The organism is Streptomyces sp. NPDC058872 (genome assembly GCF_042743065.1).
GTDB lineage: Bacteria > Actinomycetota > Actinomycetes > Streptomycetales > Streptomycetaceae > Streptomyces.
Genome location: NZ_JBHYMK010000036.1, coordinates 14,090 through 39,096 on the forward strand (window position 1 = coordinate 14,090; position 25,007 = coordinate 39,096).

Sequence of the window (25,007 nt, forward strand, 5' to 3'; positions counted from 1 at the left end):
CACCCGTACGGCCGAGGAGCCCTCCGGTACGGCCGAGGAGCACCGTGGGCCCGTGGAGCGGGCGGGCGGACGGACGGCACGGGGAGGGGCGGGGGGACGCGAAGGGCGACGGCGGGGTCGCCATGTCCATCTCGGACAACGACACGCCGCCACCACTCCCGATCGGCGCATGCTTCTCCCCCGTCGCCGCGCCTAGCCTGCGGAGGAAACCCACAAGTGCGTCCAGAACACCCCCAGGAGCCCCGCATGAACGCTGTCCCGCAGGAGCGGCGCATCGTCACCGCCATCCCCGGTCCGAAGTCGCAGGAGCTTCAGGCCCGCCGTCTCGACGCGGTCGCCGGCGGCGTGGGTTCCACGCTGCCGGTCTTCACCCGGCGGGCCGGCGGCGGGATCATCGAGGACGTCGACGGCAACCGTCTGATCGACTTCGGCTCCGGCATCGCCGTGACCTCGGTCGGCGCCTCCGCCGAGGCCGTCGTGCGCCGCGCCTCCGCGCAGCTGCAGGACTTCACCCACACCTGCTTCATGGTGACGCCGTACGAGGGTTACGTGGAGGTCTGCGAGGCGCTGGCCGAGCTGACCCCGGGCGACCACGCCAAGAAGTCCGCGCTCTTCAACTCGGGCGCCGAGGCGGTCGAGAACGCGGTGAAGATCGCCCGTTCGTACACCAAGCGCCAGGCCGTCGTCGTCTTCGACCACGGCTACCACGGCCGGACGAACCTCACGATGGCGCTGACGGCGAAGAACATGCCGTACAAGCAGGGCTTCGGCCCGTTCGCGCCCGAGGTCTACCGCGTGCCGGTGGCCTACGGCTACCGCTGGCCCACCGGTGCCGAGAACTGCGGTCCCGAGGCCGCCGCCCAGGCGATCGACCAGATCAGCAAGCAGATCGGCGCCGACAACGTCGCCGCGATCATCATCGAGCCGGTGCTCGGCGAGGGCGGCTTCATCGAGCCGGCCAAGGGCTTCCTGCCGGCGATCGTGAAGTTCGCCAACGACAACGGCATCGTCTTCGTCGCGGACGAGATCCAGGCCGGCTTCTGCCGCACCGGCCAGTGGTTCGCCTGTGAGGACGAGGGCATCGTCCCGGACCTCATCACGACCGCCAAGGGCATCGCGGGCGGTCTGCCGCTCGCCGCCGTCACCGGCCGCGCCGAGATCATGGACTCCGTCCACGGCGGCGGCCTGGGCGGCACCTACGGCGGCAACCCGGTGGCCTGCGCCGGTGCGCTCGGCGCCATCGAGACGATGAAGGAGCTCGACCTCAACGGCAAGGCCAAGCGCATCGAGGAGGTCATGAAGGCCCGCCTCACCGCGATGCAGGAGAAGTTCCCGATCATCGGTGACATCCGTGGCCGCGGCGCCATGATCGCCATCGAGCTGGTGAAGGACCCGGCGACGAAGGAGCCGTACGCGGAGGCCGCCGGCGCGCTGGCGAAGGCCTGCCACGCGGAGGGCCTGCTGGTCCTGACCTGCGGCACCTACGGCAACGTGCTGCGCTTCCTGCCGCCGCTGGTCATCGGCGAGGACCTGCTGAACGAGGGCCTCGACATCATCGAGAACGCGTTCGCGGGCGTCTGAGGGCCGATCCGGCGCACGGTGTGAAGACTCTGTGGGGGGCCGATGGCGGGACGCGTGTCCTGCTGTCGGCCCCCCGCTTCCGTACCGTACGGTCGTCCCGGATGAGAGAAACCTCCGGGGCGGAGCCTCCCCGGACCCGCCCGCTGCGTGCCGTCGCGCACACCGCAGGACCCTCGGGCTCCGGAACTCCTCACCGATCGGATGGCCGCCCGCCCTACACCCCCCGGGGCGCGCGGCAGCCCGCTCTGCCCGGCCGCCCCGGAACGCTCCCGCCCGTTCCCCGGCGGCCGGTCCTCTTCTCCGCGTTCGTCGCCCTCGCCGTCGTGACCTGGCAGGTCCTCGTCCACGGCCCGCTGATCGGGATCGACGAGCGGCTGTCCCGGGCCCTGCTGGACGCGGTCCCCCGCTCGCTGAGCGAGCGCGCCTCCGACCTCGGCAACCTGACGGTCGCCCTGCCGGTCCTGGCCTGTGCGATGGGGTACGCGCTGTGGCGGGGCCGCCGCGCCGCCGCCCTGCACGCGGGCCTGGCGATGGCCGTGGTGCCGCTCCTGGTGATCCCCCTGAAGGAGTGGACGGCGCGCCCGGGCCCCCTGGAGCCCTGGGCCCAGGGCTATTACCCCTCGGGACACACGGCCACGGCCGCCGTCGCCTACTTCGGGGCGGCCTTCCTGGTCTCGAAGCGCCTGGTCCCCGTCGCCGCCCTGCTGACGGCGGTGACGGGGACCGGACTGGTCCTGCGGGGCTTCCACTGGCCCTTGGACGTGTTCGCCAGCCTCTGCCTCTCGCTGCTGGTGCTGGGGGTCAGCTCCAGTCGTACGCGTCGAAGTTCCGGCTGAACCCCCACTGGTTGTAGCGGTCCCAGTTGATCGACCAGGTCATCAGGCCGCGCAGGGACGGCCAGGTGCCGTGGGTCTGGTACGCGCCGCAGTTCTGCTTCTTGGTCAGGCAGTCCAGGGCCTTGTTCACCTCGGCCGGACTGGTGTGGCCGTTGCCCGCCTGGGTGGAGGCGGGGAGGCCGATGGCGACCTGCTCGGGGCGGAGGGCCGGGAAGAAGCGGTCCGCGTTGCCGGCGACCGGGAAGCCCGTGAGGAGCATGTCGGTCATGGCGATGTGGAAGTCGGCGCCGCCCATCGAGTGGTACTGGTTGTCGAGGCCCATGATGGAGCCCGAGTTGTAGTCCTGGACGTGGAGCAGGGTCAGGTCGTCGCGCAGGGCGTGGATGACCGGGAGGTAGGCACCGGCGCGCGGGTCCTGGCCGCCCCAGGGGCCGGAGCCGTAGTACTGGTAGCCGAGCTGGACGAAGAAGGTCTCCGGCGCCATGGTCAGGACGAAGTCGGCGCCGTACTTGGCCTTGAGGGACTTGACCGCCTGGATCAGGTGGACGATGACCGGGCTGGTCGGGTTCCGGAAGTCGGTGTCACCGGTCTGCAGCGACAGCGAGTGTCCCTCGAAGTCGATGTCCAGGCCGTCGAGGCCGTACTCGTCGATGATCTTCGAGACCGAGGTGACGAAGGCGTCGCGGGCGGCGGTGGTGGCGAGTTGGACCTGTCCGTTCTGGCCGCCGATGGAGATGAGGACCTTCTTGCCCGCGGCCTGCTTGGCCTTGATCGCGGCCTTGAAGTCGGCGGCCGATTCGACGCCGGGGCATTCCGTCACGGGGCAGAGGCTGAAGCGGATGTCGCCCGAGGTGACCGACGTGGGTTCGCCGAAGGCGAGGTTGATGACGTCCCACGAGTCGGGGACGTCCGCCATGCGGGTGTAGCCGGAGCCGTTGGCGAAGCTGGTGTGGAGGTAGCCGACGAGGGCGTGCGGGGGCAGCCCGCCGCCCCCGCCGCCGCCCGAGGTGGTCGTCGCGGTCACGGCGGTCGATTTCGGGGACTCGCCGGCGCTGTTGGCGGCGGTGACCTGGAAGGTGTACGGGGTGGAGGGCGTGAGCCCGGAGACGGTGGCCGAGGGCGCGGTGACCGTGAGGACCTTCGTGCCGCCCCGGTAGACGTGGTACGAGGTGGCGCCGGGGACGGCGGCCCAGCCGAGCGGTACGGAGGTGGAGGTCGGCGAACCCGCCGTGAGGCCGGTGGGGGCGGCCGGAAGCTGGACCGGGTCGCCGCCGGGCCCGTAGAGGGAGAGGTCGTCGGCCTGGTAGGCGGGGGTGCCGTACCAGCCGTGGGTGTAGATCGTGACGGCGGTGGTCGAGGCACCGGTGGTGAACGAGGTGGTGAGCTTCTGCCAGTCGGGCGCGGAGGCCGTCCAGGTGGAGACGTCGGTGGTGCCGGTGCCGGTGGCGCCGAGGTAGACGTAGCTCCCGCGCACCCAACCGCTGAGCACGTAGCTGGAGTTCGGCTTGACGGTGAGGGTCTGGGAGCAGCGGGCGTTGTCGCTGCCGGCGGGAACGGCCTGGAGGGCCTTGGTCCCGCCGTGGACGGGTGAGGTGACGGCGGTGCCGCTGCCCGCCGTACAGGTCCAGCCGTCGAGGCCGGCCTCGAAGCCGCCGTTGCGGGCGAGTTCGGTGTCGGCGGCCTGGGCCGCGGGGGTCAGGGCGAGGAGCCCGCCGGCAGCGAGGGCGCCCGCCAACAGCAGGGTGAGGGGTCTGGTGCGGTCCACAACTGCCTCCGGGAGTGGGGGAATCGAGGTGGAGCGCGCCACAGCATGGTCCAGACCAATCAAGTGGTCAAGACCTCTATTCGCTTCGAGACCGGGGGCGGGGACCGGCGCGGAGCCGGCTCGGCGTCCGGTTCAGGCACCACCCCCTTCCCCCTCGCCCCTGGCCAGCCGGCCCGCCGCCTCGTGCATCGCCAACTCCAGGAGCGAGGCGTCGGTGAGGGTGCCCAGACCGTCCGGCGCCACCAGCCAACGCACCCCGCCGGTCACCCGGCCCGGGTACGGGACCACGACCCAGGTCCCGACGCCCGCACCGCGCACCCCGGTGCCCAGCCAGCGGGCCACGGTCCCCGGCGGGACGAAGAAGCCCATGCGGGCGTCCCCGAAGTCGGCCAGGACCGGGCCCGGCCGGTCCACGAGCCGGGTCAGCACGTCGAGGGTGGGGTGACCGAGCTCCCCCGGCAGGATCAGCACGTCCCACCGCTTCCCGGCGGGCAACAGCACGACCCCGTGGGAGTTGCGCTCCCACTCCCACCGGCAGGCGTCGGGATCCGGTGCGACCGAGGTCAGCCACGCCACCGCAGCCCTGACGCCAGAAGCCCCCGTACCAGTCATCGCGACGATCTCCTCTCCACGTGGACTCGATGTCCACGGGGAGAGAGCGGGTACGGGGGCTCCTCTTACGCGACTCCGACCGCACGTCACCTGTGACGTGCGTCACAGGCGATCAGCTGTCGAAACCGAGGCCGAGCCGGTCCATGGCCTTCAGCCACAGGTTGCGCCGGCCGCCGTTCGCATCGGCACGGGCGAGCGACCACTTGGTGATCCCGATGCCGGCCCAGGCGACCGGCTCGGGCGGGAAGGGCAGCGGCTTGGAGCGGACCATCTCCAGGTCGGTGCGCTCGGTGCGCTCCCCCGCGAGCAGGTCCAGCATCACGTCCCCGCCGAAGCGGGTGGCGCCGACGCCGAGGCCGGTGAAGCCGGCCGCGTACGCCACCTTCCCCTGGTACGCCGTGCCGAAGAAGGCGGAGAAGCGCGAGCAGGTGTCGATCGCGCCGCCCCAGGCATGGCTGAAGCGGAGCCCCTCCAGCTGGGGGAAGCAGCGGAAGAAGTGCTCGGCGAGCTTGAGGTACGTCTCCGGCCGGTGGTCCATCTCGGCGCTGACCTTGCCGCCGTACGGGTACACCGCGTCGTAGCCGCCCCACAGGATGCGGTGGTCGGCGGTGATCCGGAAGTAGTGGAACTGGTTGGCGGAGTCGCCGAGGCCCTGCCGGTTCTTCCAGCCGATCGAGGCGAGCTGCTCGGGGCTGAGCGGTTCGGTCATCAGGGCGTAGTCGTAGACCGGGACGGTGTACGACCGGACCCGCTTGACCAGCGAGGGGAAGACGTTGGTGCCGAGCGCGACCCGACGGGCCAGCACCTTGCCGTACGGGGTGCGGACGCCCATGCCGGCGCCCGCGGAGGCGAGCTGCAGGCCGGGCGTGTTCTCGTAGATCCGCACCCCCAGGTCGAGGCAGGCCCGCTTCAGGCCCCAGGCCAGCTTGGCGGGGTGCAGCATGGCGACCCCCCGCCTGTCCCACAGCCCGCCGAGGAAGGTCGGGGAGTCGACCTCGGCCCGCACGGCGTCCCGGTCCAGGAGCTCCAGGCCGTCCGCGAGGCCGAGCCGCTCGGCCTCCTCGTACCACTCGTGCAGCTCGTCGACCTGGTAGGGCTCGGTGGCCACGTCGATCTCGCCGGTGCGCTCGAACTCGCAGTCCAGCGCGTAGCGCGCGACCGCCTCCTCGATGGCGTCGAGGTTGCGCTCGCCGAGCCGTTCCAGCTTCGACAGTTCGCCCGGCCAGCGGGAGAGGCCGTTGCCGAAGCCGTGCGTGAGGGAGGCCGCGCAGAAGCCTCCGTTGCGGCCCGAGGCGGCCCAGCCCGCCTCGCGGCCCTCGATCAGCACCACGTCCCGGGAGGGGTCGCGCTCCTTGGCGAGGAGCGCGGTCCACAGGCCGCTGTATCCGCCGCCGACCACGAGGAGGTCGCACTTCTCGGTGCCGGTGAGGGCGGGCAGGGCTCCGGGCTTGCCGGGGTCTTCCAGCCAGAAGGGGACGGGCTGGGCGTCGGAGAGAGATTGTGCAGCGAGACGCATGGCGACTGGGGCCATGGTTTCCAACTCCTTCGGTGCCCGACCGGGGTTCGGTCAGGCCGTTGCTGTCTTCTTGCGCCGGTTCGTGATGATCTGACCGGCCACGACCACCAGTACCGCAAGGACGAACATCGCGGTGCCGATGACGTTGATCTGAACGGGGGTTCCGCGCTGCGCCGAGCCCCAGACGAACATGGGGAAGGTGACGGTGGAGCCCGCGTTGAAGTTGGTGATGATGAAGTCGTCGAACGAGAGCGCGAAGGCGAGCAGCCCACCGGCGGCGATGCCGGGCGCGGCGATCGGCAGGGTCACGCGCAGGAAGGTCTGCGCGGGCCCCGCGTAGAGGTCGCGGGCCGCCTCTTCGAGGCGCGGGTCCATCGACATGACCCGGGCCTTGACCGCCGTCACGACGAACGACAGGCAGAACATGATGTGGGCGATGAGGACCGTCCAGAAGCCCAGCTCGATCCCCATGTTGAGGAAGAGGGTGAGCAGCGAGGCGGCCATGACGACCTCGGGCATCGCCATCGGCAGGAAGATCAGCGAGTTGATCGCGCCGCGCGCCCGGAAGCGGTAGCGGACCAGCGCGAAGGCGATCATCGTGCCGAGGACGACCGAGCCGAGCGTCGCCCAGGCGGCGAGCTGGAGCGAGAGCGAGAGCGACTCGCACATGTCGGCGACGCCGCAGGGGTCCGTCCAGGCGTCGAACGAGAACTCCTGCCAGGAGTAGTTGAAGCGTCCCTTCGGCTTGTTGAAGGAGAACGCCATCACGACGAGGTTGGGCAGGATCATGTACGCGAGCGTCAACAGGCCCGCGATGACGACGAGGTTCTTCCGCAGCCAGCGCATCAGACCAGGTCCTCCGTTCCGGCACGGCGGATGTACACGGTGACCATGCCCAGCACGATCGCCATCAGGATGAACGAGAGCGCGGCCGCCGTCGGGTAGTCGAGGACGCGCAGGAACTGCGACTGGATGACGCTGCCGACCATCTTGGTGTCGGTCGAGCCGAGCAGTTCGGCGTTGACGTAGTCACCGCTGGCCGGGATGAAGGTGAGCAGGGTGCCGGAGACGACGCCGGGCATCGACAACGGGAAGGTCACCTTGCGGAAGGTGGTCACCGGGGAGGCGTACAGGTCCTGCGCGGCCTCGTGCAGACGGCCGTCGATCCGCTCCAGGGAGGTGTAGAGGGGCAGGATCATGAAGGGGAGGAAGTTGTACGTGAGGCCGCAGACGACCGCCATCGGGGTGGCGAGGACGCGGTCGCCCGCGGTCCAGCCGAGCCAGCTGGTGACGTCCAGGACGTGCAGCGCGTTCAGCGCGTCGACCACGAGGCTGTCGTCGGCCAGGATCGTCTTCCACGCGAGCGTGCGGATGAGGAAGCTGGTGAAGAAGGGCGCGATGACGAGGACGAGCAGCACGTTGCGCCAGCGACCGGCCCGGAAGGCGATCAGGTACGCCAGCGGGTAGCCGAGCAGCAGGCAGAGCAGGGTCGCGGTCCCGGCGTACAGCAGGGAGCGGACGAACTGCGGCCAGTACTCCCGGAAGGCCTCCCAGTAGGTCTGGAAGTGCCAGGTGACCTCGAAGCCCTGCTCCAGGGAGCCGGTCTGCACCGAGGTCGAGGCCTGGTAGACGAGCGGCAGCGCGAAGAAGACCAGCAGCCAGACGATGCCGGGCAGCAGCAGCCAGTAGGGGACGAGCCGCTTGCGGGTGGAAGGCTTGCGCAGAACCGGTTCTTCGACCGGCGCCGCGTCCGCCTTCGTCAGCGTGGGAGTGCTCATCCGGCGTCCTCCACCGTCTCCACGCCCGCGTCGATGTCCTGCGTCGCGTCGAGGCCGAAGGTGTGGGCCGGGTTCCAGTGGAGGACCACCTCGGCGCCGGGAACGAGGCGCGCGTCCCGCTCGATGTTCTGCTCGTAGACCTGGATCTCCTCACCGGCCGGCGAGTCCACCACGTACTGGGTGGAGACGCCGATGAAGGAGGAGTCGACGATCCGGCCGGTCACCCGGTTGCGACCGTCGGCGATCTTCCCCGCGTCGTCGACGTGCGCGAGCGAGATCTTCTCCGGACGGACGCCGAGGAGCACCGTGCCGCCCTGGCGGACGGCGGAGGCGCAGCGGTCCCCAGGGAGCTTCAGCTTGCCGCCGCCCGCGGTCACGACGACGTCGGTCCCGGTCTCCAGGACCTCGGCCGTGATCAGGTTGGAGGTGCCGAGGAAGTTGGCGACGAAGGTGGTCTGCGGGTTCTCGTAGAGGTCGGCGGGGGCGCCGAGCTGCTCCACCCGGCCGCCGTTCATCACCGCGACCTGGTCGGCCATCGTCATGGCCTCCTCCTGGTCGTGGGTGACGTGCACGAAGGTGATGCCGACCTCGGTCTGGATCCGCTTGAGCTCCAGCTGCATCTGGCGGCGCAGCTTGAGGTCGAGGGCGCCGAGCGGCTCGTCGAGGAGGAGCACCTGCGGGTGGTTGATGAGCGCGCGGGCCACGGCGACGCGCTGCTGCTGGCCGCCGGAGAGCTGGTGCGGCTTGTGCCGGGCCTTGTCGCCGAGCTGGACGAGCTCCAGCATGTCGTCGACCTGCTTCTTCACCGACTTGATGCCGCGCCGGCGGAGACCGAAGGCGATGTTCTCGGAGACGTCCATGTGCGGGAAGAGCGCATAGGACTGGAAGACGGTGTTGACCGGCCGCTTGTACGGCGGGAGGTCGGTGACGTCGGTGTCGCCGAGGAAGACGGAACCGGTGGTCGGGTCCTCCAGGCCGGCGATCATGCGCAGCGTGGTGGTCTTTCCACAGCCGGAGGCGCCGAGCAGGGCGAAGAAGGAGCCCTGCGGGACGGTCAGGTCGAGCGGGTGGACGGCGGTGAACGAGCCGTACGTCTTGCTGATCCCGGTGAGACGGACGTCGCCGCCGGTGTTCTTGTCAGTCATGGGTTGCGGTCCCAGGGGAGTGAGAGAGGTGGACGAGGCCGGACTCAGGCGCCGATGAGCTTGGCGAACTTCTCCTCGTACGCCGTCTCCTCCTCGCTGCTGAGCGAGCGGAAGGCGTGGGACTTCGCGGCCATGGCCTTGTCCGGGAGGATCAGCGTGTTGTCGGCGAGCTCGGGGTCGATCTTGGCGAGCTCGTCCTTCACCCCGTCGACGGGGCAGACGTAGTTGATGTACGCGGCGAGCTGGGCGGCGACGGGAAGCTCGTAGTAGTAGTCGATGAGCTTCTCGGCGTTGGCCTTGTGCCGGGACTGCGCGGGGACCAGCAGGTTGTCGCTGGAGGTGATGTATCCGGCGGACGGAACGGCGAACCTGATGTCCGGGTTGTCCGCCTGGAGCTGGATGACGTCGCCGGCCCAGGCCAGACAGGCGGCGATGTCGCCCTTGTCCAGGTCGGAGGTGTAGTCGTTGCCGGTGAAGCGGCGGATCTGCTTCTTGTCGACGCCCTTCTGGAGGCGCCCGATCGCCGTGTCGAAGTCGGCGTCCGTGAAGTTCCCGGGGTCCTTGCCCATGTCGAGCAGGGTCATGCCGACGGAGTCGCGCATCTCCGTGAGGAAGCCGACCCGGCCCTTGAGCGCGGGGTCGTCGAGGAGCTGGGTGACCGAGTCGACCTTCTTGCCGCCGGTCGCCTTGACGTTGTACGCGATGACGGTGGAGATGCCCGTCCACGGGTACGAGTAGGACCGGCCCGGGTCCCAGTCGGGGCGGCGGAACTGCGGGGACAGGTTCGCGTAGGCGTTGGGGAGGTTGGCCGGGTCGAGCTTCTGTGCCCAGCCGAGCCGGATGATGCGGGCGGCGAGCCAGTCGGTGACGCAGATCAGGTCACGGCCGGTGTCCTGGCCGGCCGCGAGCTGCGGCTTGATCTTGCCGAAGAACTCGACGTTGTCGTTGATGTCCTCGGTGTACTTGACCTTGATCCCGGTGCGTTTGGCGAACTCCTCCAGGGTCGGGCGGGACTTCCCGTCCTCACTGACGTCCATGTACTCGGTCCAGTTGGAGAAGGCGAGGCTCTTCTCCTTGTCCGAGACGTCGATGGACGCGGGCCCCTCGCCCTCCCGCTTGGCCGGCGGGATGCCGCAGGCGCTCAGACCGGCGAGTCCGCCGATCACGAGCGCACCGGCGCCGCCCGCGCGCAGCATCGAACGGCGGCTGAGCGCGCCCCGGCCGCTCGTCATGCTGCGCCGCATCGCCGCCAACTGCGCGGCGGACAGGCTGTCGGGCTCGTACTGCTCCATGCGCTGTGCCCTTTCGGGATGGTTGCGCCGCTGGTCGGGCGGCGGTGTCGGCTATCGGTCCCCGAAGATCGTGCGGTGCCAGTCCTTCTCGGCGACCGCAGTGTTGTCGAACATCACGTGCTTGACCTGCGTGTACTCCTCGAAGGAGTACACCGACATGTCCTTTCCGTATCCAGAGGCCTTGGTGCCGCCGTGGGGCATCTCACTGATGATCGGAATGTGGTCGTTGACCCACACGCAGCCGGCCTTGATCTCCCTCGTGGCGCGGTTGGTCCGGTACACGTCCCGGCTCCAGGCGGAGGCGGCGAGGCCGTAGGGGGTGTCATTGGCCAGTCGAATGCCCTCGTCATCGCTGTCGAAGGGCAGGGCCACCAGAACCGGGCCGAAGATCTCCGACTGCACGACCTCGCTGTCCTGCGCGGCGTCGACGATCAGGGTGGGACGGTAGTACGCGCCGTTCTCCAGCTCTCCACCAGGGGCTTCGCCCCCGGTGACGACCCTGGCGTAGCCGCGGGCGCGCTCGACGAAGCCGGCGACGGCGTCGCGGTGGCGGTGGCTGACCAGCGGACCGAGGTCGGTGCCCGGCTTGAAGGGGTCTCCGACCCGGACGGTCTCCATGAGCTCGGCGACCCGGGCGACGAAGGCCTCGTAGAGCGGGCGCTGGACGTAGGCGCGGGTCGCCGCGGTGCAGTCCTGGCCGCTGTTGATGAGGGAGGCCGCGACCGCACCCTGGGCGGCGGCCTCCAGGTCGGCGTCGTCGAAGACGAGGAAGGGGGCCTTGCCGCCGAGTTCGAGGTGGAGTCGCTTCACGGTGGCGGTGGCCACCTCGGCGACCCGCTTGCCGACCGGGGTGGAACCGGTGAAGGAGGTCATGACGACGTCGGGGTGGCCGACGAGGTGCTCGCCGACGACCCGCCCGGAACCGCTGACGATGTTGATCACACCGTCCGGAATGCCCGCTTCCTTCGCCGCCTGCGCAAACATCAGGGAGGTCAGCGGGGTGAGCTCGGCCGGCTTGAGGACGATCGTGTTGCCGGCGGCGATCGCCGGGAGGATCTTCCAGGCAGCCATCTGGAGCGGGTAGTTCCAGGGAGCGATGGAACCCACCACGCCGATCGGCTCGCGCCGGACGTACGAGGTGTGGTCACCGCTGTACTCGGCGGCCGACTGGCCCTGGAGGTGACGGGCGGCCCCCGCGAAGAAGGCCGTGTTGTCGATCGTGCCGGGCACGTCGAACTCGGTGGTCAGCTTCAGGGGCTTGCCGCACTGGAGCGACTCGACCTCGGCGATGTCCCGGGCCCACTCGGCGAGCACGCCGGCGAGCCGGTGCAGCGCGTCGGAGCGCTCGCCGGGGGTGGCCGCGGCCCAGCCGGGGAAGGCCGCCTTGGCGGCGGCCACCGCCTCGTCGACGTCTGCGGTGGAGGCGAGCGCATACGTGTACGCACTCTCGCCCGTCGCCGGATCGATCACGCTGTGTGACCGGTCCGAGGTTCCCGCGCGGAGCCTTCCGCCGATGTACTGCGCGCCGTCCGCGAAGCGGTCCGTCACCTGGAAGCGGTTGCCCATGACGCTCTCCGTTGTCCCAGCTCGAATTGAGTGCCGATCCTGACAGAGGGACGGCCCGTCAACAAGTGATTCCGTTGTTGCCTTTTGGTTACGCGACGGAATCGGTCGACCATGTGTCGAGGTGGCCGGAAAATCTCCGTACGGAGTGTCCGTGGCGCCTGCCAGACTCGCATGCATGAGTAAGCTCGAAGAGCTGACACAGCAGGTCAGCAGGGGTGACCGAGTGAAGTGGCTGCACTTCTGGGGACACCGCCCACACCCCGGGGGACGACTCTCGGCCAGCTGTCTGAGCCAGTGGTGGCCGGCGCCCTTCACCGTCGACGGCGTGACCTACGCGACCGCCGAACACTGGATGATGGCGGCCAAGGCACGGCTCTTCCGGGACGCCGGAGCGGAGCGGGCGGCGGTGGAAGCCCGCACGCCCGCGGAGGCCAAGAAGGCGGGGCGGCTGGTGCGGGGATTCGACGAGGCCACCTGGGAGCGGGAGCGCTTCGAGATCGTCGTCACCGGCAGCGTCCACAAGTTCTCCTCGGACGAGGCCCTGCGCGCGTACCTCCTGGGGACGGGCGAGCGGGTGCTGGTCGAGGCCAGTCCGCTCGATCGCATCTGGGGCATCGGACTCGCCGCGGACGCCCCCGGGGCCGGTGACCCGGCCCGCTGGCGGGGCCTCAACCTCCTGGGTTTCGCCCTGATGGAGGCACGGGACCGGCTCCGGGCCGACTGACGCAGGAGGGCCCCGCACCGAGAACGGTGCGGGGCCCTCCGTGTTCGTGCGGGGTCAGCGCTCGATCTCCAGCACGACGTCCGACTCGGACGACCCCTCGTCGTACCCGGTTTCCACCCCGTCCTGGGCGACCGCCCAGATCACCAGGCCCAGGAAGGCCGCACTCACCACGGTGCCGATCGCCCCGAGCACGATGCCCGCGATCGCCATGCCCCGGTTCGTCGCCTCGCCCCGTCCGACCTTCTTCAGGCCGATGACGCCGAAGATCAAGGCCAGGATGCCGAGGATCATTCCCAGGCCGTACAGGCAGAAGCCCGCGACCGCGACGATGCCGAGCACCATCGCGGCCGTGCCCATGCCGTTGGAGGGCTGCTGCTGCCAACCGGGCTGCCCGTAGCCGGGCTGTGCGTAACCGGGGTATCCGTACCCCGGCGCGGTGGGGGCCGAAGCCGCCGGAGGGTAGCCGTAACCACCGGAAGCGTCCGCAGGATAGCCGTAGGCCCCGGGCGCGGTCGCCGGGCCGCCCGGGGCGACCGGCGGCGGCGGGACGTCCTCGCCCGGCACTCCCGGCATGGCCGCCATCGTGGGCTGGTCGTGCACCGGCGGGGACGACGGGGCCACCGGCTTGCTCAGTTCCACCCCGTCGCGGTTCGGCGGAGCCCAAGGGTCCGCCGGGTCGTACCCGCCCTGCGACTGGTCTCGATTATCGGACATGTGCCTCCCCCATCGTGGTCACGCCATGCTACGGCCTCCCCTCCGGGGGAGAACCGCCCGGCCTACGATGATCCGATGACCGATCTCCACCCCTTCATCGCCGGGCTCCCCAAAGCCGAGCTGCACGTCCACCACGTCGGCTCGGCCTCCCCCCGGATCGTCGCCGAGCTCGCGGCCCGGCACCCCGACTCCAAGGTCCCCACGGACCCGGAGGCGCTGGCCGACTACTTCACCTTCACGGACTTCGCCCACTTCATCGACGTCTACCTGTCGGTCGTCGACCTGGTCCGCACGCCCGAGGACGTCCGCCTGCTGACCTTCGAGGTCGCCCGCGACATGGCCCGGCAGAACATCCGCTACGCCGAGCTGACCATCACCCCGTACTCCTCCACCCGCCGGGGCATCGACGAGTGCGCCTTCATGGAGGCCATCGAGGACGCCCGCAAGGCCGCCGAAGCCGAGTTCGGCACCGTCCTGCGCTGGTGCTTCGACATCCCCGGCGAGGCCGGCCTCGTCTCCGCCGAGGAGACCGCGCGGCTCGCGACCACCGAGGGGCTGCGCCCCGAGGGCCTGGTGTCCTTCGGGCTCGGCGGCCCGGAGATCGGAGTGCCGCGCCCCCAGTTCAAGCCCTACTTCGACGTGGCCCGCGCGGCCGGCCTGCACTCCGTTCCGCACGCGGGCGAGACGACCGGGCCGCAGACCGTCTGGGACGCGCTGCGCGACCTGGGCGCCGAGCGCATCGGGCACGGCACCAGCTCCGTCCGGGACCCGGCCCTCCTGGCCCACCTCGCCGAGCACCGCATCGCCCTGGAAGTCTGCCCGACGTCCAACATCGCCACCCGGGCCGTCGCCACCCTGGACGAGCACCCGATCCGGCAGATGGTGGAGGCGGGCGTGCTGGTCACGGTCAACAGCGACGACCCGCCGATGTTCGGCACGGACCTCAACAACGAGTACGCGGTCGCCGCACGCCTCCTCGACCTCGACGAGCGCGGCACCGCCGCGCTCGCGAAGAACGCGGTGGAGGCCTCCTTCCTCGACCCCGCGGGCAAGGCCCGGATCGCCGCGGAGATCGACGCGTACACGGACGCCTGGTTGGCGCGCTGACGGCAGCGGGAGCCGACAATGGGCCCATGCGTCCTGTCACTGCCGTGGGCCATCGCGGCGACCCGTACCGAGTCCGCGAGAACACGCTCCCCTCGATCGCCTCGGCGATCGAGCAGGGGGCGGACGCGGTCGAGATCGACGTCCGACTGACCGGGGACGGCGTGCCCGTTCTCCTCCACGACGACACCCTCAAGCGGCTGTGGGGCCACGACCGGCCGCTCTCCTCGCTCACCCACGCGCAGGTGCGCGAGCTGACGCACGACGGGGTGCCGACCCTTCGCGACGCGCTGCTCACCGCCGGGGAACACCGGCTGATGCTGGACCTGCCGGGCGGCGACGGGGACTCGGTCCGCACGATCGTCCGCACGGTCCACGAGTGCGGGGCCGGGGACCGCGTCTACTACTGCGCGGGGGCCACCGCCATGCTCCGGGTGCGGGCCGCCGACCCGGCCGCCGAGATCGCCCTGACCTGGACCACCCTGGCCCCGCCCCGCCCCGTGCTGCTCGACGCGGTACGCCCCCGCTGGCTCAACTACCGCTTCGGGCTGGTGAGTCGGGCCCTGGCCGAGCGGGTCCACCGGGACGGTTACCTGGTCTCGGCATGGACGGCCGACACCGCACGCACCATGCGTAAGCTGATCTTGAACGGGGTGGACTCGGTCACCACGAACCGGGTCGACACACTCGCCGCCCTGCTACGAAAGGCCCGGCCTTGAACGACAGGATCCGCACCGACATCGCCCACAACGCCCGGGTCTGGAACTACTGGTTGGGCGGCAAGGACAACTACCCGGTGGACCGTCAGGTCGGCGACGCCGTCACCGGTTTCTACCCGAGCATCGGCGAAGTGGCCCGCGCGGACCGGGCGTTCCTCGGTCGGGCAGTGACCCACTTGGCCTCAGAGGCGGGCGTGCGCCAGTTCCTGGACATCGGCACCGGCCTGCCGACCGCCGACAACACCCACGAAGTGGCGCAGCGGATCGCCCCGGACTCCCGGATCGTCTACGTCGACAACGACCCGATCGTCCTCGCCCACGCCCGCGCGCTCCTGACGAGCGCCCCGGAGGGGGTCACCGAGTACGTCGACGCCGATGCCCACGCCCCGGAACGGATCGTGACGGCAGCCGCCGCGACCCTCGACCTGTCCCGGCCGGTCGCGGTCATGATGCTCGGCATCCTCAACTTCGTCCAGGACACCGACGAGGCCCGGTCGATCGTGCGGACCCTGATGGCCGCCGTTCCCTCCGGCAGCCACCTGGTCCTGACCCACCCGACCCTCGAACCGGAGCTCGGCGGCGAGGGCAACGAGGCCGCGATGGCCTTCTGGAACGAGAACGCGACCCCGCCGATCACCGCGCGCACCCAGGAGGAGTTCGCCTCCTTCCTGGACGGCCTCGACCTCCTGGAGCCGGGCATCGTGTCCTGCGCCCGTTGGCGCTCCGCGGAGGGGGCCGTGGTGGCGCAGTTCGGCGCGGTGGGACGCAAGCCGTAGCGGGCCCGCGGGCGGCGGCCTACGCCCCGTTCGCCCGGACCGCTTCCGGGCGGGTGCCGTTCGGCCGGCCGGCTTCCGGTGGAACGGCACCCCGCTGGAGCGCTTCCAGCCGCTTGGTCAACCGGCGCACGTGGAGCAGCGGCAGGATGCCGATGACGCCGAAGGACATGTCGACGACCGACCACCAGAAGGGGATGCCCCGGAGGGGGCCGCAGATCAGGGCGAGCGGAATGACGCCGACACAGGCGATCATGCCGAACTCGATGACCCAGACGTTGCGGACCGGGTCGCGGTAGGGGCCGTAGAAGGCGACCGCGATGACGAGGTGGGCGAAGGCCAGCCAGTCGTAGCCGTAGAGCAGGTACGGAGCCTGCTCGTCGGCGGCCCGGAGACTGCCCTCCACGCGGTCGATCCAGTCGGCGAACCTCGGCAGGAGCTCGCCGACCGGTGCGGCCCAACCGTCCAACGAGGAGTCGAGGAGGCGGAGTTCGGTGACGAGCGGGAAGGCGGTGGCCCCGCTCAGGACCAGACAGATGACGAAGACGACCAGCCAGGCGCGGATGCGCGCGAGAAGGGCCTGAGACCCGTTCGTGTCGCTCATGGGCCTACCGTACGCCACTCTTGAACACGTTCAGAAATGGGGGGGCGGTCCGCTCCTCCCGGTGACGCGCGGGACCGCTGCCGAACCCTTCGTCCTCCCCCGGCCCGGCCCCGCGCCCCCTCACAGCCCGACGATCGAGTTCCACTTCTTCGCGAAGGCCTGGCGCTCCTCCGCGGTGATGTCCCGGGCGATGGCGAGCCGGCTCCTCATGTCGGCGTCCGGGAAGATCAGCGGGTCCTCCGCGAGCGCCACGAGCTCCTCGTCCCCGGAATCGGCGAGGACGTCCTGGGCGGCCGGAACCGGGCAGACGTAGTTGACCCAGGCGGCCAGCTCGGCGGCGACCTCGGGCTCGTAGTAGTAGTCGACCAGCTTCTCGGCGTTGGACTTGTGCTGGGCGAGGTTGGGCACCATCAGCGACTCGGCCCACAGTTCGGCGCCCTCCTCGGGAACGACGAACTCGATGTCCGGGTTGTCGGCCTGGAGCTGGAGGACGTCGCCGGAGTACGCCTGGCAGGCGAGCACGTCACCGCTGGAGAGGTCCTTGATGTAGTCGTTCCCGGTGAAGCGCCGGATGTGCTTCGTCGCGACGAGCTCCTCGACCTGTTCGCACAGGGCGTGGAAGTCGTCGCCGGTCCACCGGGTCACGTCGACGCCGTTGCCCATCATGAGCAGGGCGAAGGACTCGTCGAGGCCGGAGAGCAGGGTCACCTTGCCGCGCAGGTCATCGGCCCACAGCTCCCGGGTGGACCGCAGCTCGCGGCCGAGCTTCCGGCGGTTGTAGGCGATGCCGGTGATCCCGGACTGCCAGGGCACGCTGTGCAGTCGACCGGGGTCGAAGGCCGGCTCGCGCAGCTGGGGGTCGAGGTGTCGGGCGACGTTCGGCTGGACGGCGCGGTCCATCTCCTGGACCCAGCCGAGGCGGACGAAGCGGGCGGCCATCCAGTCGCTGACGACGATCAGGTCCCGTCCGGTCTCCTGGTGGTTCATCAGGGACGGGCTGATCTTGCCGAAGAACTCGTCGTTGTCGTTGATCTCTTCGGTGTAGTGGACGGAGATTCCGGTCCGCTTCCGGAAGGCGTCCAGGGTCGGCCGCTTCGACGGGTCGTCGTCATCGGTGTCGATGTAGAGCGGCCAGTTCGCGAAGTCCAGCGTCCGGTCCCGCGCCGAGAGGTCCCTGCCCGCCCGGTCGCCCGCGTCGATGTAGGCGGCGGGGACCCCGCAGCCGGCGAGCAGGGCTCCGGCCCCGGCGGCGCCGAAGCCGCGCAGCAGGGACCGACGGGACATGTGTTTCCTGGCTGTCGCTCTCACCGGAGCAGCATCCCGGCCCGCCGCCACCTGCGGCAATGGACGGTCCGTCGAGCGACGGAGCGCGGCCCCGACACCCTGTCGACCAAGGGTGCCGGGGCCGCGCGGGGCTCGGGTCGATCAGCCGAGGGAGGTCATGACGTGCTTGATGCGCGTGTAGTCCTCGAAGCCGTAGGCGGAGAGGTCCTTGCCGTAGCCGGACTTCTTGTAGCCGCCGTGGGGCATCTCGGCGACCAGCGGGATGTGGGTGTTGATCCACACGCAGCCGAAGTCGAGGGCCTTGGACATGCGCATCGCGCGCGCGTGGTCCTTGGTCCAGACGGAGGAGGCGAGGGCGTACTCGACGCCGTTCGCGAACTCCAGGGCCTGGGCCTCGTCCGTGAAGGACTGGACGGTGATGACCGGGCCGAAGACCTCGTTCTGCACGATCTCGTCGTCCTGCTGGAGACCGGAGACGACGGTCGGGGCGTAGAAGTACCCCTTCTCGCCGACGCGGTGACCGCCGGCCTCGACCTTGGCGTGGGCCGGGAGGCGGTCGATGAAGCCGGCGACCTGCTTCAGCTGGTTGGCGTTGTTGAGCGGGCCGTAGAGCACGTCCTCGTCGTCGGGCTGACCGGTCTTGGTGTCGGCGGCGGCCTTGGCGAGGGCGGCGACGAACTCGTCGTGGATGGACTCGTGCACGAGCACGCGGGTCGCGGCCGTGCAGTCCTGGCCGGCGTTGAAGAAACCGGCGACCGAGATGTCCTCGACGGCCTTCTCGATGTCGGTGTCCTCGAAGACCACGACCGGGGCCTTGCCGCCCAGCTCCAGGTGAACGCGCTTGACGTCCTTGGCCGCCGACTCGGCGACCTGCATGCCGGCGCGGACCGAACCGGTGATGGAGGCCATCGCCGGGGTCGGGTGCTCGACCATGGCCTTGCCCGTCTCGCGGTCGCCGCAGACGACGTTGAAGACGCCCTTGGGGACGATCTGGCCGATGATCTCGGCCATCAGGACCGTCGACGCGGGGGTCGTGTCCGAGGGCTTCAGGACGACGGTGTTGCCCGCGGCGAGGGCCGGGGCGAACTTCCAGACGGCCATCATCATCGGGTAGTTCCACGGCGCGACCTGCGCGCAGACGCCGACCGGCTCGCGCCGGACGATGGAGGTCATGCCCTCCATGTACTCGCCGGCCGAGCGGCCTTCGAGCATGCGGGCGGCACCGGCGAAGAAGCGGATCTGGTCCACCATCGGCGGGACCTCTTCGCTGGCGGTGAGGGCGACCGGCTTGCCGGTGTTCTGGACCTCGGCCGCGATCAGCTCCTCGGCACGCTCCTCGAAGGCGTCGGCGATCTTGAGGAGCACCTTCTGGCGCTCGGCGGGCGTGCTGTCGCGCCAGGCGGGGAACGCCGCGGCGGCGGCCTCCATGGCGGCGTCGACGTCGGCCTGGCCGGAGAGCGGGGAGGTGGCGTACACCTCGCCGGTCGCCGGGTTGACCACGTCGATGGTGCGGCCGTCGGCCGCGTCGCGGAACTCCCCGTTGATGTAGTTACGCAGCCGGCGCAGCTCGGTGGTCACTTGCCACCCCTCCTGTCACGTTCTGTCTTCGCACATCCTTGTGCGGCGTCCCGATGGGCGAGACACCCCAGCCTAATCGTTCGACTGACGCTTTCAACAGCCCCGACCCCCCGTAACTTCGGATTCAGTGAGATCTGAAGCCGATCGCAACGAATTACATCGCTTCGGGCTTGCATGACTGCCCATCTCGGTGCACAGTGAAGCCGTGGCCAGTCGAAGCACAGACCCAAGAACCGGAACCGGTTCGTCCCCGACGATCGACGCCGTCTCCCTGGCGATCATCGAACAGCTCCAGGAGGACGGTCGCCGTCCCTACGCGGCGATCGGAAAGGCCGTGGGCCTCTCCGAAGCCGCCGTGCGCCAGCGCGTCCAGAAGCTGCTCGACCAGGGCGTCATGCAGATCGTCGCCGTCACCGACCCCCTCACCGTGGGTTTCCGACGGCAGGCGATGGTCGGCATCAACGTCGAGGGTGACCTGGATCCGGTCGCGGAAGCACTGACGGCCATGGCCGAGTGCGAGTACGTGGTGATGACCGCGGGCTCCTTCGACCTCATGGTGGAGGTCGTCTGCGAGGACGACGACCACCTCCTGGATGTGATCAACAAGCGCATCCGCACCCTCCCCGGGGTGCGCTCCACCGAGAGCTTCGTCTACCTCAAGCTCAAGAAGCAGACCTATATGTGGGGAACCCGATAACCGTGACCCAGGACCTCTCCAAGACCGCCTACGACCACCTGTGGATGCACTTCACCCGCATGTCGTCGTACGAGAACTCGCCCGTCCCCACCATCGTGCGTGGCGAAGGCACCTACATCTTCGACGACAAGGGCAAGCGCTACCTCGACGGTCTCGCCGGTCTCTTCGTGGTCAACGCCGGACACGGCCGCCAGGAACTGGCCGAGGTCGCGTACAAGCAGGCCCAGGAACTCGCGTTCTTCCCCGTGTGGTCGTACGCGCACCCCAAGGCCGTCGAGCTCGCCGAGCGCCTCGCGGACTACGCTCCGGGCGACCTCAACAAGGTCTTCTTCACCACCGGCGGCGGCGAGGCCGTCGAGACCGCCTGGAAGCTCGCCAAGCAGTACTTCAAGCTGCAGGGCAAGCACACCAAGTACAAGGTCATCTCGCGTGCGGTCGCCTACCACGGCACCCCGCAGGGCGCCCTGTCCATCACCGGCCTGCCGGCCCTGAAGGCCCCCTTCGAGCCGCTGGTCCCCGGCGCGCACAAGGTGCCGAACACCAACATCTACCGCGCCCCGATCCACGGCGACGACCCCGAGGCCTTCGGCCGCTGGGCCGCCGACCAGATCGAGCAGCAGATCCTCTTCGAGGGCCCCGACACCGTCGCGGCCGTCTTCCTGGAGCCGGTGCAGAACGCCGGCGGCTGCTTCCCGCCGCCGCCCGGCTACTTCCAGCGCGTCCGCGAGATCTGCGACCAGTACGACGTGCTGCTCGTCTCCGACGAGACGATCTGCGCCTTCGGCCGCCTCGGCACCATGTTCGCCTGCGACAAGTTCGGCTACGTGCCGGACATGATCACCTGCGCCAAGGGCATGACCTCGGGCTACTCCCCGATCGGTGCCTGCATCGTCTCCGACCGCATCGCCGAGCCCTTCTACAAGGGCGACAACACCTTCCTGCACGGCTACACCTTCGGTGGCCACCCGGTGTCCTCGGCGGTCGCGATCGCCAACCTCGACATCTTCGACAAGGAAGGCCTGAACCAGCACGTCCTCGACCAGGAGGGCAACTTCTTCGACACCCTGAAGAAGCTGCACGACCTCCCGATCGTCGGCGACGTCCGCGGCAACGGCTTCTTCTACGGCATCGAGCTCGTCAAGGACAAGGTCACCAAGGAGTCCTTCACGGACGAGGAGACCGAGCGCGTCCTCTACGGCTTCCTGTCGAAGGCGCTGTTCGACAACGGCCTGTACTGCCGTGCCGACGACCGTGGCGACCCGGTCATCCAGCTGGCCCCGCCGCTGATCGCCGACCAGGGCACCTTCGACGAGATCGAGGGCATCCTGCGCACGGTGCTCACCGAGGCCTGGACCAAGCTCTAGGAGCCCCCGGCATCACGCCGCCCTCACGGCGTGACCCCGGCCCGGGTCTGCGGCCATCCGAGTGGATGGCGGCGGCCCGGGCCGTGTGCTGTCCGTATGAGCGGATCTGAATCCTTACGGTGCCCAGTGACCGACAGGCCCGTCCTTCGTTCCCCCGGACGGGGGAACACAGATCGGATCCGACATCGAGGTGAACGCGATGGCCCCACCGGACAACGACGTGCTCTGGGCGCGTTCCCTGCACTGCTCCCTGGACGGTGCGGAGGCCCTCAGCGGCGTCTCCCTCGACGTCCGTGCGGGCGAGGTCCTCGCCCTCACGGGCCCGCGCGGCAGCGGCAAGACCACCCTCATGCGCTGCCTCTCCGGCCAGCTCGTCGCCCAGCAGGGCGAGGTCTGGTTCGACGGAGGCCCCGTGCACGCCCTGAGCCCTCTCCAGCGCGAACGGCTCCGCCGCGACCGGTTCGGGTGGATCGACCCCGAGCCCGGCCTCGTCCCCGAACTCACCGGTTGGGAGAACGCCGCCCTGCCGCTGCTGCTCCGCGGCACCCCCCACCGGGCCGCGCGGACCGCCGCCCTGGAGTGGCTGGAGCGGCTCGACATCGGCGGTTGCGCCCGCAAGCGACCGCACGCCCTCACCCGGTCCGAACGCCAGCGGATCGCCCTCGCCCGCGCCCTCGTCAGCACCCCGTCGGTCCTCTTCGCCGACGAACCCACCGCAGCCCTGCACCGCGCCGACGGTGCCCAGCTCCTGCGCACCCTGACGGCCGCGGCCCGCTCCCACGGCATCACCCTGCTCCTCGCCACCCACGACACCGAGGTGGCGGCGCTCGCCGACCGCACGGTCGCCCTCCTCGACGGACGCCTGGTCGGCACCGTGCCCCCGGCCTCAGGGGCGGAGGGCGTCGCCGCGTGCTCGCTCTCCGTCTAGCCCGCGGGACCCACCCCCTCGTCCTGACGCGCCGGCTGCTCGTCGCCGCCGCGGCTGCCGGGGTGGGTTTCCTCCTGCTCTGCACCCTCGGGTACGCCGTCGGGCACCCGGCACAGTCCTCGACCTCGCTGCTGCGGCTGCTGTGGTGCGTCCTCCCGCTCGCCGCCACCGTCCAGTTCGCCGTCGCCGTGGCCCGCACCGACCCCAGCACCCGGCCCCGGCCCGGTCTCTCCGCGGTCGGTCTCGGACCGGCCCGGTTGACCGCGATCGCCGCCGCCTCGACGGCCATCGCCTGCGCCCTCGGCTCCGCCGTCGCGCTCCTCTCCTACCTGCACCTGCGCGGCGACGTCACCGGCCTCCCCTTCGACGGGGCGGCAGCCGAGCTCCTCGCCGCCGACCGGCCGGTGCCGCTGGCAGCCGCCCTCACCCTGCTCGCCGTGCTCCCGGTCGTCGCCGCCGTGGCAGCCGGTCTGGCGCTGCGCCCCCGGACCGCGCCCACCGCAGCGGAGGGTGCGGAGAAGAAGACGCCGTCCGGGCTGCCCTGGGGCGTCACCCTGGTCGCGGTCGGCCTCGCGATCGAGACGTACGCGAGCCGGAGCGGCGCCCCGAGCGCCGGGGGCGGCCTTCCCCTGCCGGGGCGCTTCGACGGCAACCCGGCGGGCGTCCTCCTCGGCTGGGTGCTCACCACGGTGGGCCTCGCCCTGGCGGGCCCCGGGCTCGCCCACGGCTGCGGCCGGCTCCTCCAAGCGGCCCGACCGGGCGCCGTCCGCCTGCTCGCCGGTCGCGTGCTGATGGACGAGTCCCGCCGCATCGGCCGGCCGCTCGGAGTGGTCAGCGCCGTGGTCTCCGGAACCCTCGCGGCGGCGGCGCTGTACGACGCGAAGGGGGGCTCCGGCGCCTTCGGCCCGCTCACGGGCCTCGGTGCGGCCCTGATCCTGGCCTGCACCACGGCCACCCTGCTGACCGCGGCGCTGGAATCCCGACAGGGCCGCGCCCACACCACCGCGGCCCTCCTCCGCATCGGCGCCCCGACCACGGTCCTGCGCTCCGCGGCCCTGCTGCGCGCCGGCGCCCTGCTGGCCGTCTTCGCGCCGCTGACCTGGGCGGTCGCCGAACTGGCAGCACTACCGCTGACCGGCTGAGACGCCCTCACGAGGGGCCGCCGTGCCCGGCGGCCCCTATCGTGGGCCCATGGCGACGCACCCCCCTGCCCACCGCCCGCCCGGCCCGCGCGGGCGCGGACGCGAAATCGACACGCTCGCCGAGTTCGACGCCGTCGTCGCCCGACCGGGCTCACTGGCCGGTCAGCGGATCCAGTCGATCGACCTCACCGACCGGACCTTCGCCCTGCTCACCGCGATCACCACCGGTGCCGTCTTCCTCGGCTGCCCGATGCAGCCGGAGGCGGCGGCAAAGGTCCGCGCCGACGGGGCACTCGTCTTCCCGCCCGTCCCCGAGCTTCCCTTCGACCCGTACCGGGCACGGCTCTACACCCCGGAGGAACTCTTCGAGGGGATCGCCCACGCCGACTACGAGGAGACCCCGGACGCACGGGCGTACGCCTGGTTCGGCCGGACCAAGGCCGACGGCGACATCTTCTCCTCGATGCTCCGCTCCCTCCACGACGACGCCGTCTCCGACGCCCTCGACGAGCTGCTCGACGGACAGCGGGTCGTCGGCGTCATGGGCGGCCACGCCATGGGCCGGGGCACGAAGGCCTACGCGGGCGCCGCGCGGCTCGGCAGGACCCTGGCCCGCTCCGGACTGACCGTGGCGACCGGCGGCGGTCCCGGCGCGATGGAGGCCGCCCACCTCGGCGCCTACCTCGCCCCCTTCCGGGACGAGGTCCTCGCCGAAGCGCTCGCCCTCCTCTCGCAGACCCCGTCCTTCCTCCCCTCGGTGACCGACTGGGCCCGCGCCGCCTTCGCGGTACGGGCGCTGTGGCCGCACGGCGGGGACTCGGTCGGCATTCCCACCTGGTTCTACGGCCACGAACCGCCCAACCCCTTCGCCGGCCACATCGCCAAGTACTTCGCCAACGCGACCCGGGAGGACGGCCTCCTCGCCCGCTCCACGGCGGGCGTGGTCTTCCTGCCGGGCGCGGCGGGCACGGTCCAGGAGGTCTTCGACAACGCGACCCCGAACTACTACGGGTCCCGCGGCGCCCCGACCCCGATGGTCCTGGTGAACCGCGCCCACTGGACCGCCCGGCTGCCGGCCTGGCCCCTCCTGGAGAGCCTGGCCGCGGGCCGCCCGATGGCAGCGCGGATCGCCCTGGTGGAGTCGATCGACGAGGCCCCGGACGCGCTGGAACGGCTGGCTCGCGCCCCGCTGCCCCCGGACGCCTAGGGAGCACGCCGACGGTTCGGTTCCGCCCGTGCGGGCGGTGCGCCACCGAACCGCCGGGCCGGGCACGACGTCGCGGTG

At 70.7% G+C, this 25,007-nt stretch carries 23 protein-coding genes; 11 read left to right on the top strand and 12 right to left on the bottom strand.

Annotated elements, in window-relative coordinates:
• The first annotated feature begins 246 nt into the window (after positions 1-246).
• The gene (gene gabT / locus ACFW22_RS22455) at positions 247-1,581 is read left to right on the top strand and encodes a 4-aminobutyrate--2-oxoglutarate transaminase (protein ID WP_386407467.1); all 1,335 of its coding nucleotides are present in this window, start codon (positions 247-249) and stop codon (positions 1,579-1,581) included.
• A 323-nt stretch (positions 1,582-1,904) separates the two neighbouring features.
• Positions 1,905-2,417 carry a phosphatase PAP2 family protein gene (locus ACFW22_RS22460; protein WP_386407470.1) on the top strand — a complete coding sequence of 171 codons (513 nt, stop codon included), beginning with the start codon at positions 1,905-1,907 and terminating at the stop codon, positions 2,415-2,417.
• On the opposite strand, the gene ACFW22_RS22465 is transcribed toward ACFW22_RS22460, so the two are convergent.
• The 8 genes from ACFW22_RS22465 to ACFW22_RS22500 form a co-directional block, all read right to left on the bottom strand.
• Positions 2,383-4,182, bottom strand: a complete 1,800-nt coding sequence (locus tag ACFW22_RS22465; RefSeq protein WP_386407473.1) for a chitinase — start codon at positions 4,180-4,182, stop codon at positions 2,383-2,385. The two genes, ACFW22_RS22460 and ACFW22_RS22465, sit on opposite strands and share 35 nt — an antisense overlap.
• A 132-nt stretch (positions 4,183-4,314) precedes the next feature.
• The gene (locus ACFW22_RS22470) at positions 4,315-4,794 is read right to left on the bottom strand and encodes a hypothetical protein (RefSeq protein WP_386407476.1); all 480 of its coding nucleotides are present in this window, start codon (positions 4,792-4,794) and stop codon (positions 4,315-4,317) included.
• Between the two features lie 112 nt (positions 4,795-4,906).
• The gene (locus ACFW22_RS22475) at positions 4,907-6,325 is read right to left on the bottom strand and encodes an NAD(P)/FAD-dependent oxidoreductase (RefSeq protein ID WP_386407479.1); all 1,419 of its coding nucleotides are present in this window, start codon (positions 6,323-6,325) and stop codon (positions 4,907-4,909) included.
• 36 nt (positions 6,326-6,361) lie between these two features.
• Positions 6,362-7,156: an ABC transporter permease gene (locus tag ACFW22_RS22480; RefSeq protein WP_384881863.1), complete on the bottom strand. Its 795-nt coding sequence runs from the start codon at positions 7,154-7,156 to the stop codon at positions 6,362-6,364.
• Entirely contained in the window at positions 7,156-8,088 is a 933-nt protein-coding gene (locus ACFW22_RS22485) for an ABC transporter permease (protein WP_386407483.1), read from the bottom strand. Before ACFW22_RS22485 ends, ACFW22_RS22480 begins: the two co-directional genes overlap by 1 nt.
• Complete coding sequence (locus ACFW22_RS22490) at positions 8,085-9,233, bottom strand: ABC transporter ATP-binding protein (RefSeq protein ID WP_386407486.1); 1,149 nt, start codon at positions 9,231-9,233, stop codon at positions 8,085-8,087. The genes ACFW22_RS22485 and ACFW22_RS22490 overlap by 4 nt, the downstream gene beginning before the upstream one ends.
• 44 nt (positions 9,234-9,277) lie before the next feature.
• A complete protein-coding gene (locus tag ACFW22_RS22495; protein ID WP_386407489.1) occupies positions 9,278-10,525 on the bottom strand; it encodes a PotD/PotF family extracellular solute-binding protein in 1,248 nt (415 codons plus the stop codon).
• Positions 10,526-10,576: 51 nt separating this feature from the next.
• On the bottom strand, positions 10,577-12,091 hold the full coding sequence (locus ACFW22_RS22500; RefSeq protein WP_386407492.1) for a gamma-aminobutyraldehyde dehydrogenase: 1,515 nt from the start codon (positions 12,089-12,091) through the stop codon (positions 10,577-10,579).
• Between the two features lie 175 nt (positions 12,092-12,266).
• Here ACFW22_RS22500 and ACFW22_RS22505 point away from each other — a divergent pair, with 175 nt between their 5' ends.
• Positions 12,267-12,815 (top strand): NADAR family protein, encoded by a 549-nt coding sequence (locus tag ACFW22_RS22505; RefSeq protein ID WP_386407495.1) that lies wholly within the window; start codon positions 12,267-12,269, stop codon positions 12,813-12,815.
• Between the two features lie 54 nt (positions 12,816-12,869).
• Here the strand turns inward: ACFW22_RS22505 and ACFW22_RS22510 are convergent, their stop codons facing one another.
• Positions 12,870-13,529, bottom strand: a complete 660-nt coding sequence (locus tag ACFW22_RS22510; protein WP_386407498.1) for a DUF4190 domain-containing protein — start codon at positions 13,527-13,529, stop codon at positions 12,870-12,872.
• Between the two features lie 75 nt (positions 13,530-13,604).
• Between ACFW22_RS22510 and ACFW22_RS22515 the strand changes: the two genes are divergently transcribed.
• The 3 genes from ACFW22_RS22515 to ACFW22_RS22525 are packed head-to-tail and all read left to right on the top strand — an operon-like array spanning position 13,605 to position 16,128.
• Positions 13,605-14,636 carry an adenosine deaminase gene (locus tag ACFW22_RS22515; RefSeq protein WP_386407501.1) on the top strand — a complete coding sequence of 344 codons (1,032 nt, stop codon included), beginning with the start codon at positions 13,605-13,607 and terminating at the stop codon, positions 14,634-14,636.
• A 26-nt stretch (positions 14,637-14,662) separates the two neighbouring features.
• A complete protein-coding gene (locus tag ACFW22_RS22520) occupies positions 14,663-15,352 on the top strand; it encodes a glycerophosphodiester phosphodiesterase (RefSeq protein ID WP_386407504.1) in 690 nt (229 codons plus the stop codon).
• Positions 15,349-16,128, top strand: a complete 780-nt coding sequence (locus ACFW22_RS22525; protein WP_386407507.1) for an SAM-dependent methyltransferase — start codon at positions 15,349-15,351, stop codon at positions 16,126-16,128. The genes ACFW22_RS22520 and ACFW22_RS22525 overlap by 4 nt, the downstream gene beginning before the upstream one ends.
• 19 nt (positions 16,129-16,147) lie before the next feature.
• Here the strand turns inward: ACFW22_RS22525 and ACFW22_RS22530 are convergent, their stop codons facing one another.
• From ACFW22_RS22530 to ACFW22_RS22540, 3 genes are all read right to left on the bottom strand, one after another.
• Positions 16,148-16,729 carry a hypothetical protein gene (locus ACFW22_RS22530; RefSeq protein WP_386407510.1) on the bottom strand — a complete coding sequence of 194 codons (582 nt, stop codon included), beginning with the start codon at positions 16,727-16,729 and terminating at the stop codon, positions 16,148-16,150.
• 120 nt (positions 16,730-16,849) lie between these two features.
• Complete coding sequence (locus tag ACFW22_RS22535) at positions 16,850-18,013, bottom strand: spermidine/putrescine ABC transporter substrate-binding protein (RefSeq protein WP_386407513.1); 1,164 nt, start codon at positions 18,011-18,013, stop codon at positions 16,850-16,852.
• A 141-nt stretch (positions 18,014-18,154) separates the two neighbouring features.
• Positions 18,155-19,591 (bottom strand): gamma-aminobutyraldehyde dehydrogenase, encoded by a 1,437-nt coding sequence (locus ACFW22_RS22540; RefSeq protein ID WP_386407517.1) that lies wholly within the window; start codon positions 19,589-19,591, stop codon positions 18,155-18,157.
• A gap of 205 nt (positions 19,592-19,796) precedes the next feature.
• On the opposite strand from ACFW22_RS22540, the gene ACFW22_RS22545 reads away from it, so the two are divergent.
• From ACFW22_RS22545 to ACFW22_RS22565, 5 genes are all read left to right on the top strand, one after another.
• Entirely contained in the window at positions 19,797-20,288 is a 492-nt protein-coding gene (locus ACFW22_RS22545; protein ID WP_384883078.1) for an Lrp/AsnC family transcriptional regulator, read from the top strand.
• Complete coding sequence (locus ACFW22_RS22550; protein ID WP_386407521.1) at positions 20,273-21,652, top strand: aspartate aminotransferase family protein; 1,380 nt, start codon at positions 20,273-20,275, stop codon at positions 21,650-21,652. Before ACFW22_RS22545 ends, ACFW22_RS22550 begins: the two co-directional genes overlap by 16 nt.
• A gap of 199 nt (positions 21,653-21,851) precedes the next feature.
• A complete protein-coding gene (locus tag ACFW22_RS22555; protein WP_386407524.1) occupies positions 21,852-22,580 on the top strand; it encodes an ABC transporter ATP-binding protein in 729 nt (242 codons plus the stop codon).
• Positions 22,562-23,722 carry a hypothetical protein gene (locus tag ACFW22_RS22560; RefSeq protein ID WP_386407527.1) on the top strand — a complete coding sequence of 387 codons (1,161 nt, stop codon included), beginning with the start codon at positions 22,562-22,564 and terminating at the stop codon, positions 23,720-23,722. The genes ACFW22_RS22555 and ACFW22_RS22560 overlap by 19 nt, the downstream gene beginning before the upstream one ends.
• A 49-nt stretch (positions 23,723-23,771) precedes the next feature.
• Complete coding sequence (locus ACFW22_RS22565) at positions 23,772-24,929, top strand: LOG family protein (RefSeq protein ID WP_386407530.1); 1,158 nt, start codon at positions 23,772-23,774, stop codon at positions 24,927-24,929.
• Positions 24,930-25,007 lie beyond the last annotated feature (78 nt).

What these genes read in the sequence shown, in the direction of transcription:
- ACFW22_RS22510 (WP_386407498.1), bottom strand. Translation starts at nt 13,529, where the DNA reads ATGTCCGATAATCGAGACCAGTCGCAGGGCGGGTACGACCCGGCGGAC.
- ACFW22_RS22565 (WP_386407530.1), top strand. Translation starts at nt 23,772, where the DNA reads ATGGCGACGCACCCCCCTGCCCACCGCCCGCCCGGCCCGCGCGGGCGC.
- ACFW22_RS22530 (WP_386407510.1), bottom strand. Translation starts at nt 16,729, where the DNA reads ATGAGCGACACGAACGGGTCTCAGGCCCTTCTCGCGCGCATCCGCGCC.
- gabT (WP_386407467.1), top strand. Translation starts at nt 247, where the DNA reads ATGAACGCTGTCCCGCAGGAGCGGCGCATCGTCACCGCCATCCCCGGT.
- ACFW22_RS22500 (WP_386407492.1), bottom strand. Translation starts at nt 12,091, where the DNA reads ATGGGCAACCGCTTCCAGGTGACGGACCGCTTCGCGGACGGCGCGCAG.
- ACFW22_RS22480 (WP_384881863.1), bottom strand. Translation starts at nt 7,156, where the DNA reads ATGCGCTGGCTGCGGAAGAACCTCGTCGTCATCGCGGGCCTGTTGACG.
- ACFW22_RS22520 (WP_386407504.1), top strand. Translation starts at nt 14,663, where the DNA reads ATGCGTCCTGTCACTGCCGTGGGCCATCGCGGCGACCCGTACCGAGTC.
- ACFW22_RS22490 (WP_386407486.1), bottom strand. Translation starts at nt 9,233, where the DNA reads ATGACTGACAAGAACACCGGCGGCGACGTCCGTCTCACCGGGATCAGC.
- ACFW22_RS22485 (WP_386407483.1), bottom strand. Translation starts at nt 8,088, where the DNA reads ATGAGCACTCCCACGCTGACGAAGGCGGACGCGGCGCCGGTCGAAGAA.
- ACFW22_RS22515 (WP_386407501.1), top strand. Translation starts at nt 13,605, where the DNA reads ATGACCGATCTCCACCCCTTCATCGCCGGGCTCCCCAAAGCCGAGCTG.
- ACFW22_RS22535 (WP_386407513.1), bottom strand. Translation starts at nt 18,013, where the DNA reads ATGTCCCGTCGGTCCCTGCTGCGCGGCTTCGGCGCCGCCGGGGCCGGA.
- ACFW22_RS22495 (WP_386407489.1), bottom strand. Translation starts at nt 10,525, where the DNA reads ATGGAGCAGTACGAGCCCGACAGCCTGTCCGCCGCGCAGTTGGCGGCG.
- ACFW22_RS22475 (WP_386407479.1), bottom strand. Translation starts at nt 6,325, where the DNA reads ATGGCCCCAGTCGCCATGCGTCTCGCTGCACAATCTCTCTCCGACGCC.
- ACFW22_RS22505 (WP_386407495.1), top strand. Translation starts at nt 12,267, where the DNA reads ATGAGTAAGCTCGAAGAGCTGACACAGCAGGTCAGCAGGGGTGACCGA.
- ACFW22_RS22555 (WP_386407524.1), top strand. Translation starts at nt 21,852, where the DNA reads ATGGCCCCACCGGACAACGACGTGCTCTGGGCGCGTTCCCTGCACTGC.
- ACFW22_RS22470 (WP_386407476.1), bottom strand. Translation starts at nt 4,794, where the DNA reads ATGACTGGTACGGGGGCTTCTGGCGTCAGGGCTGCGGTGGCGTGGCTG.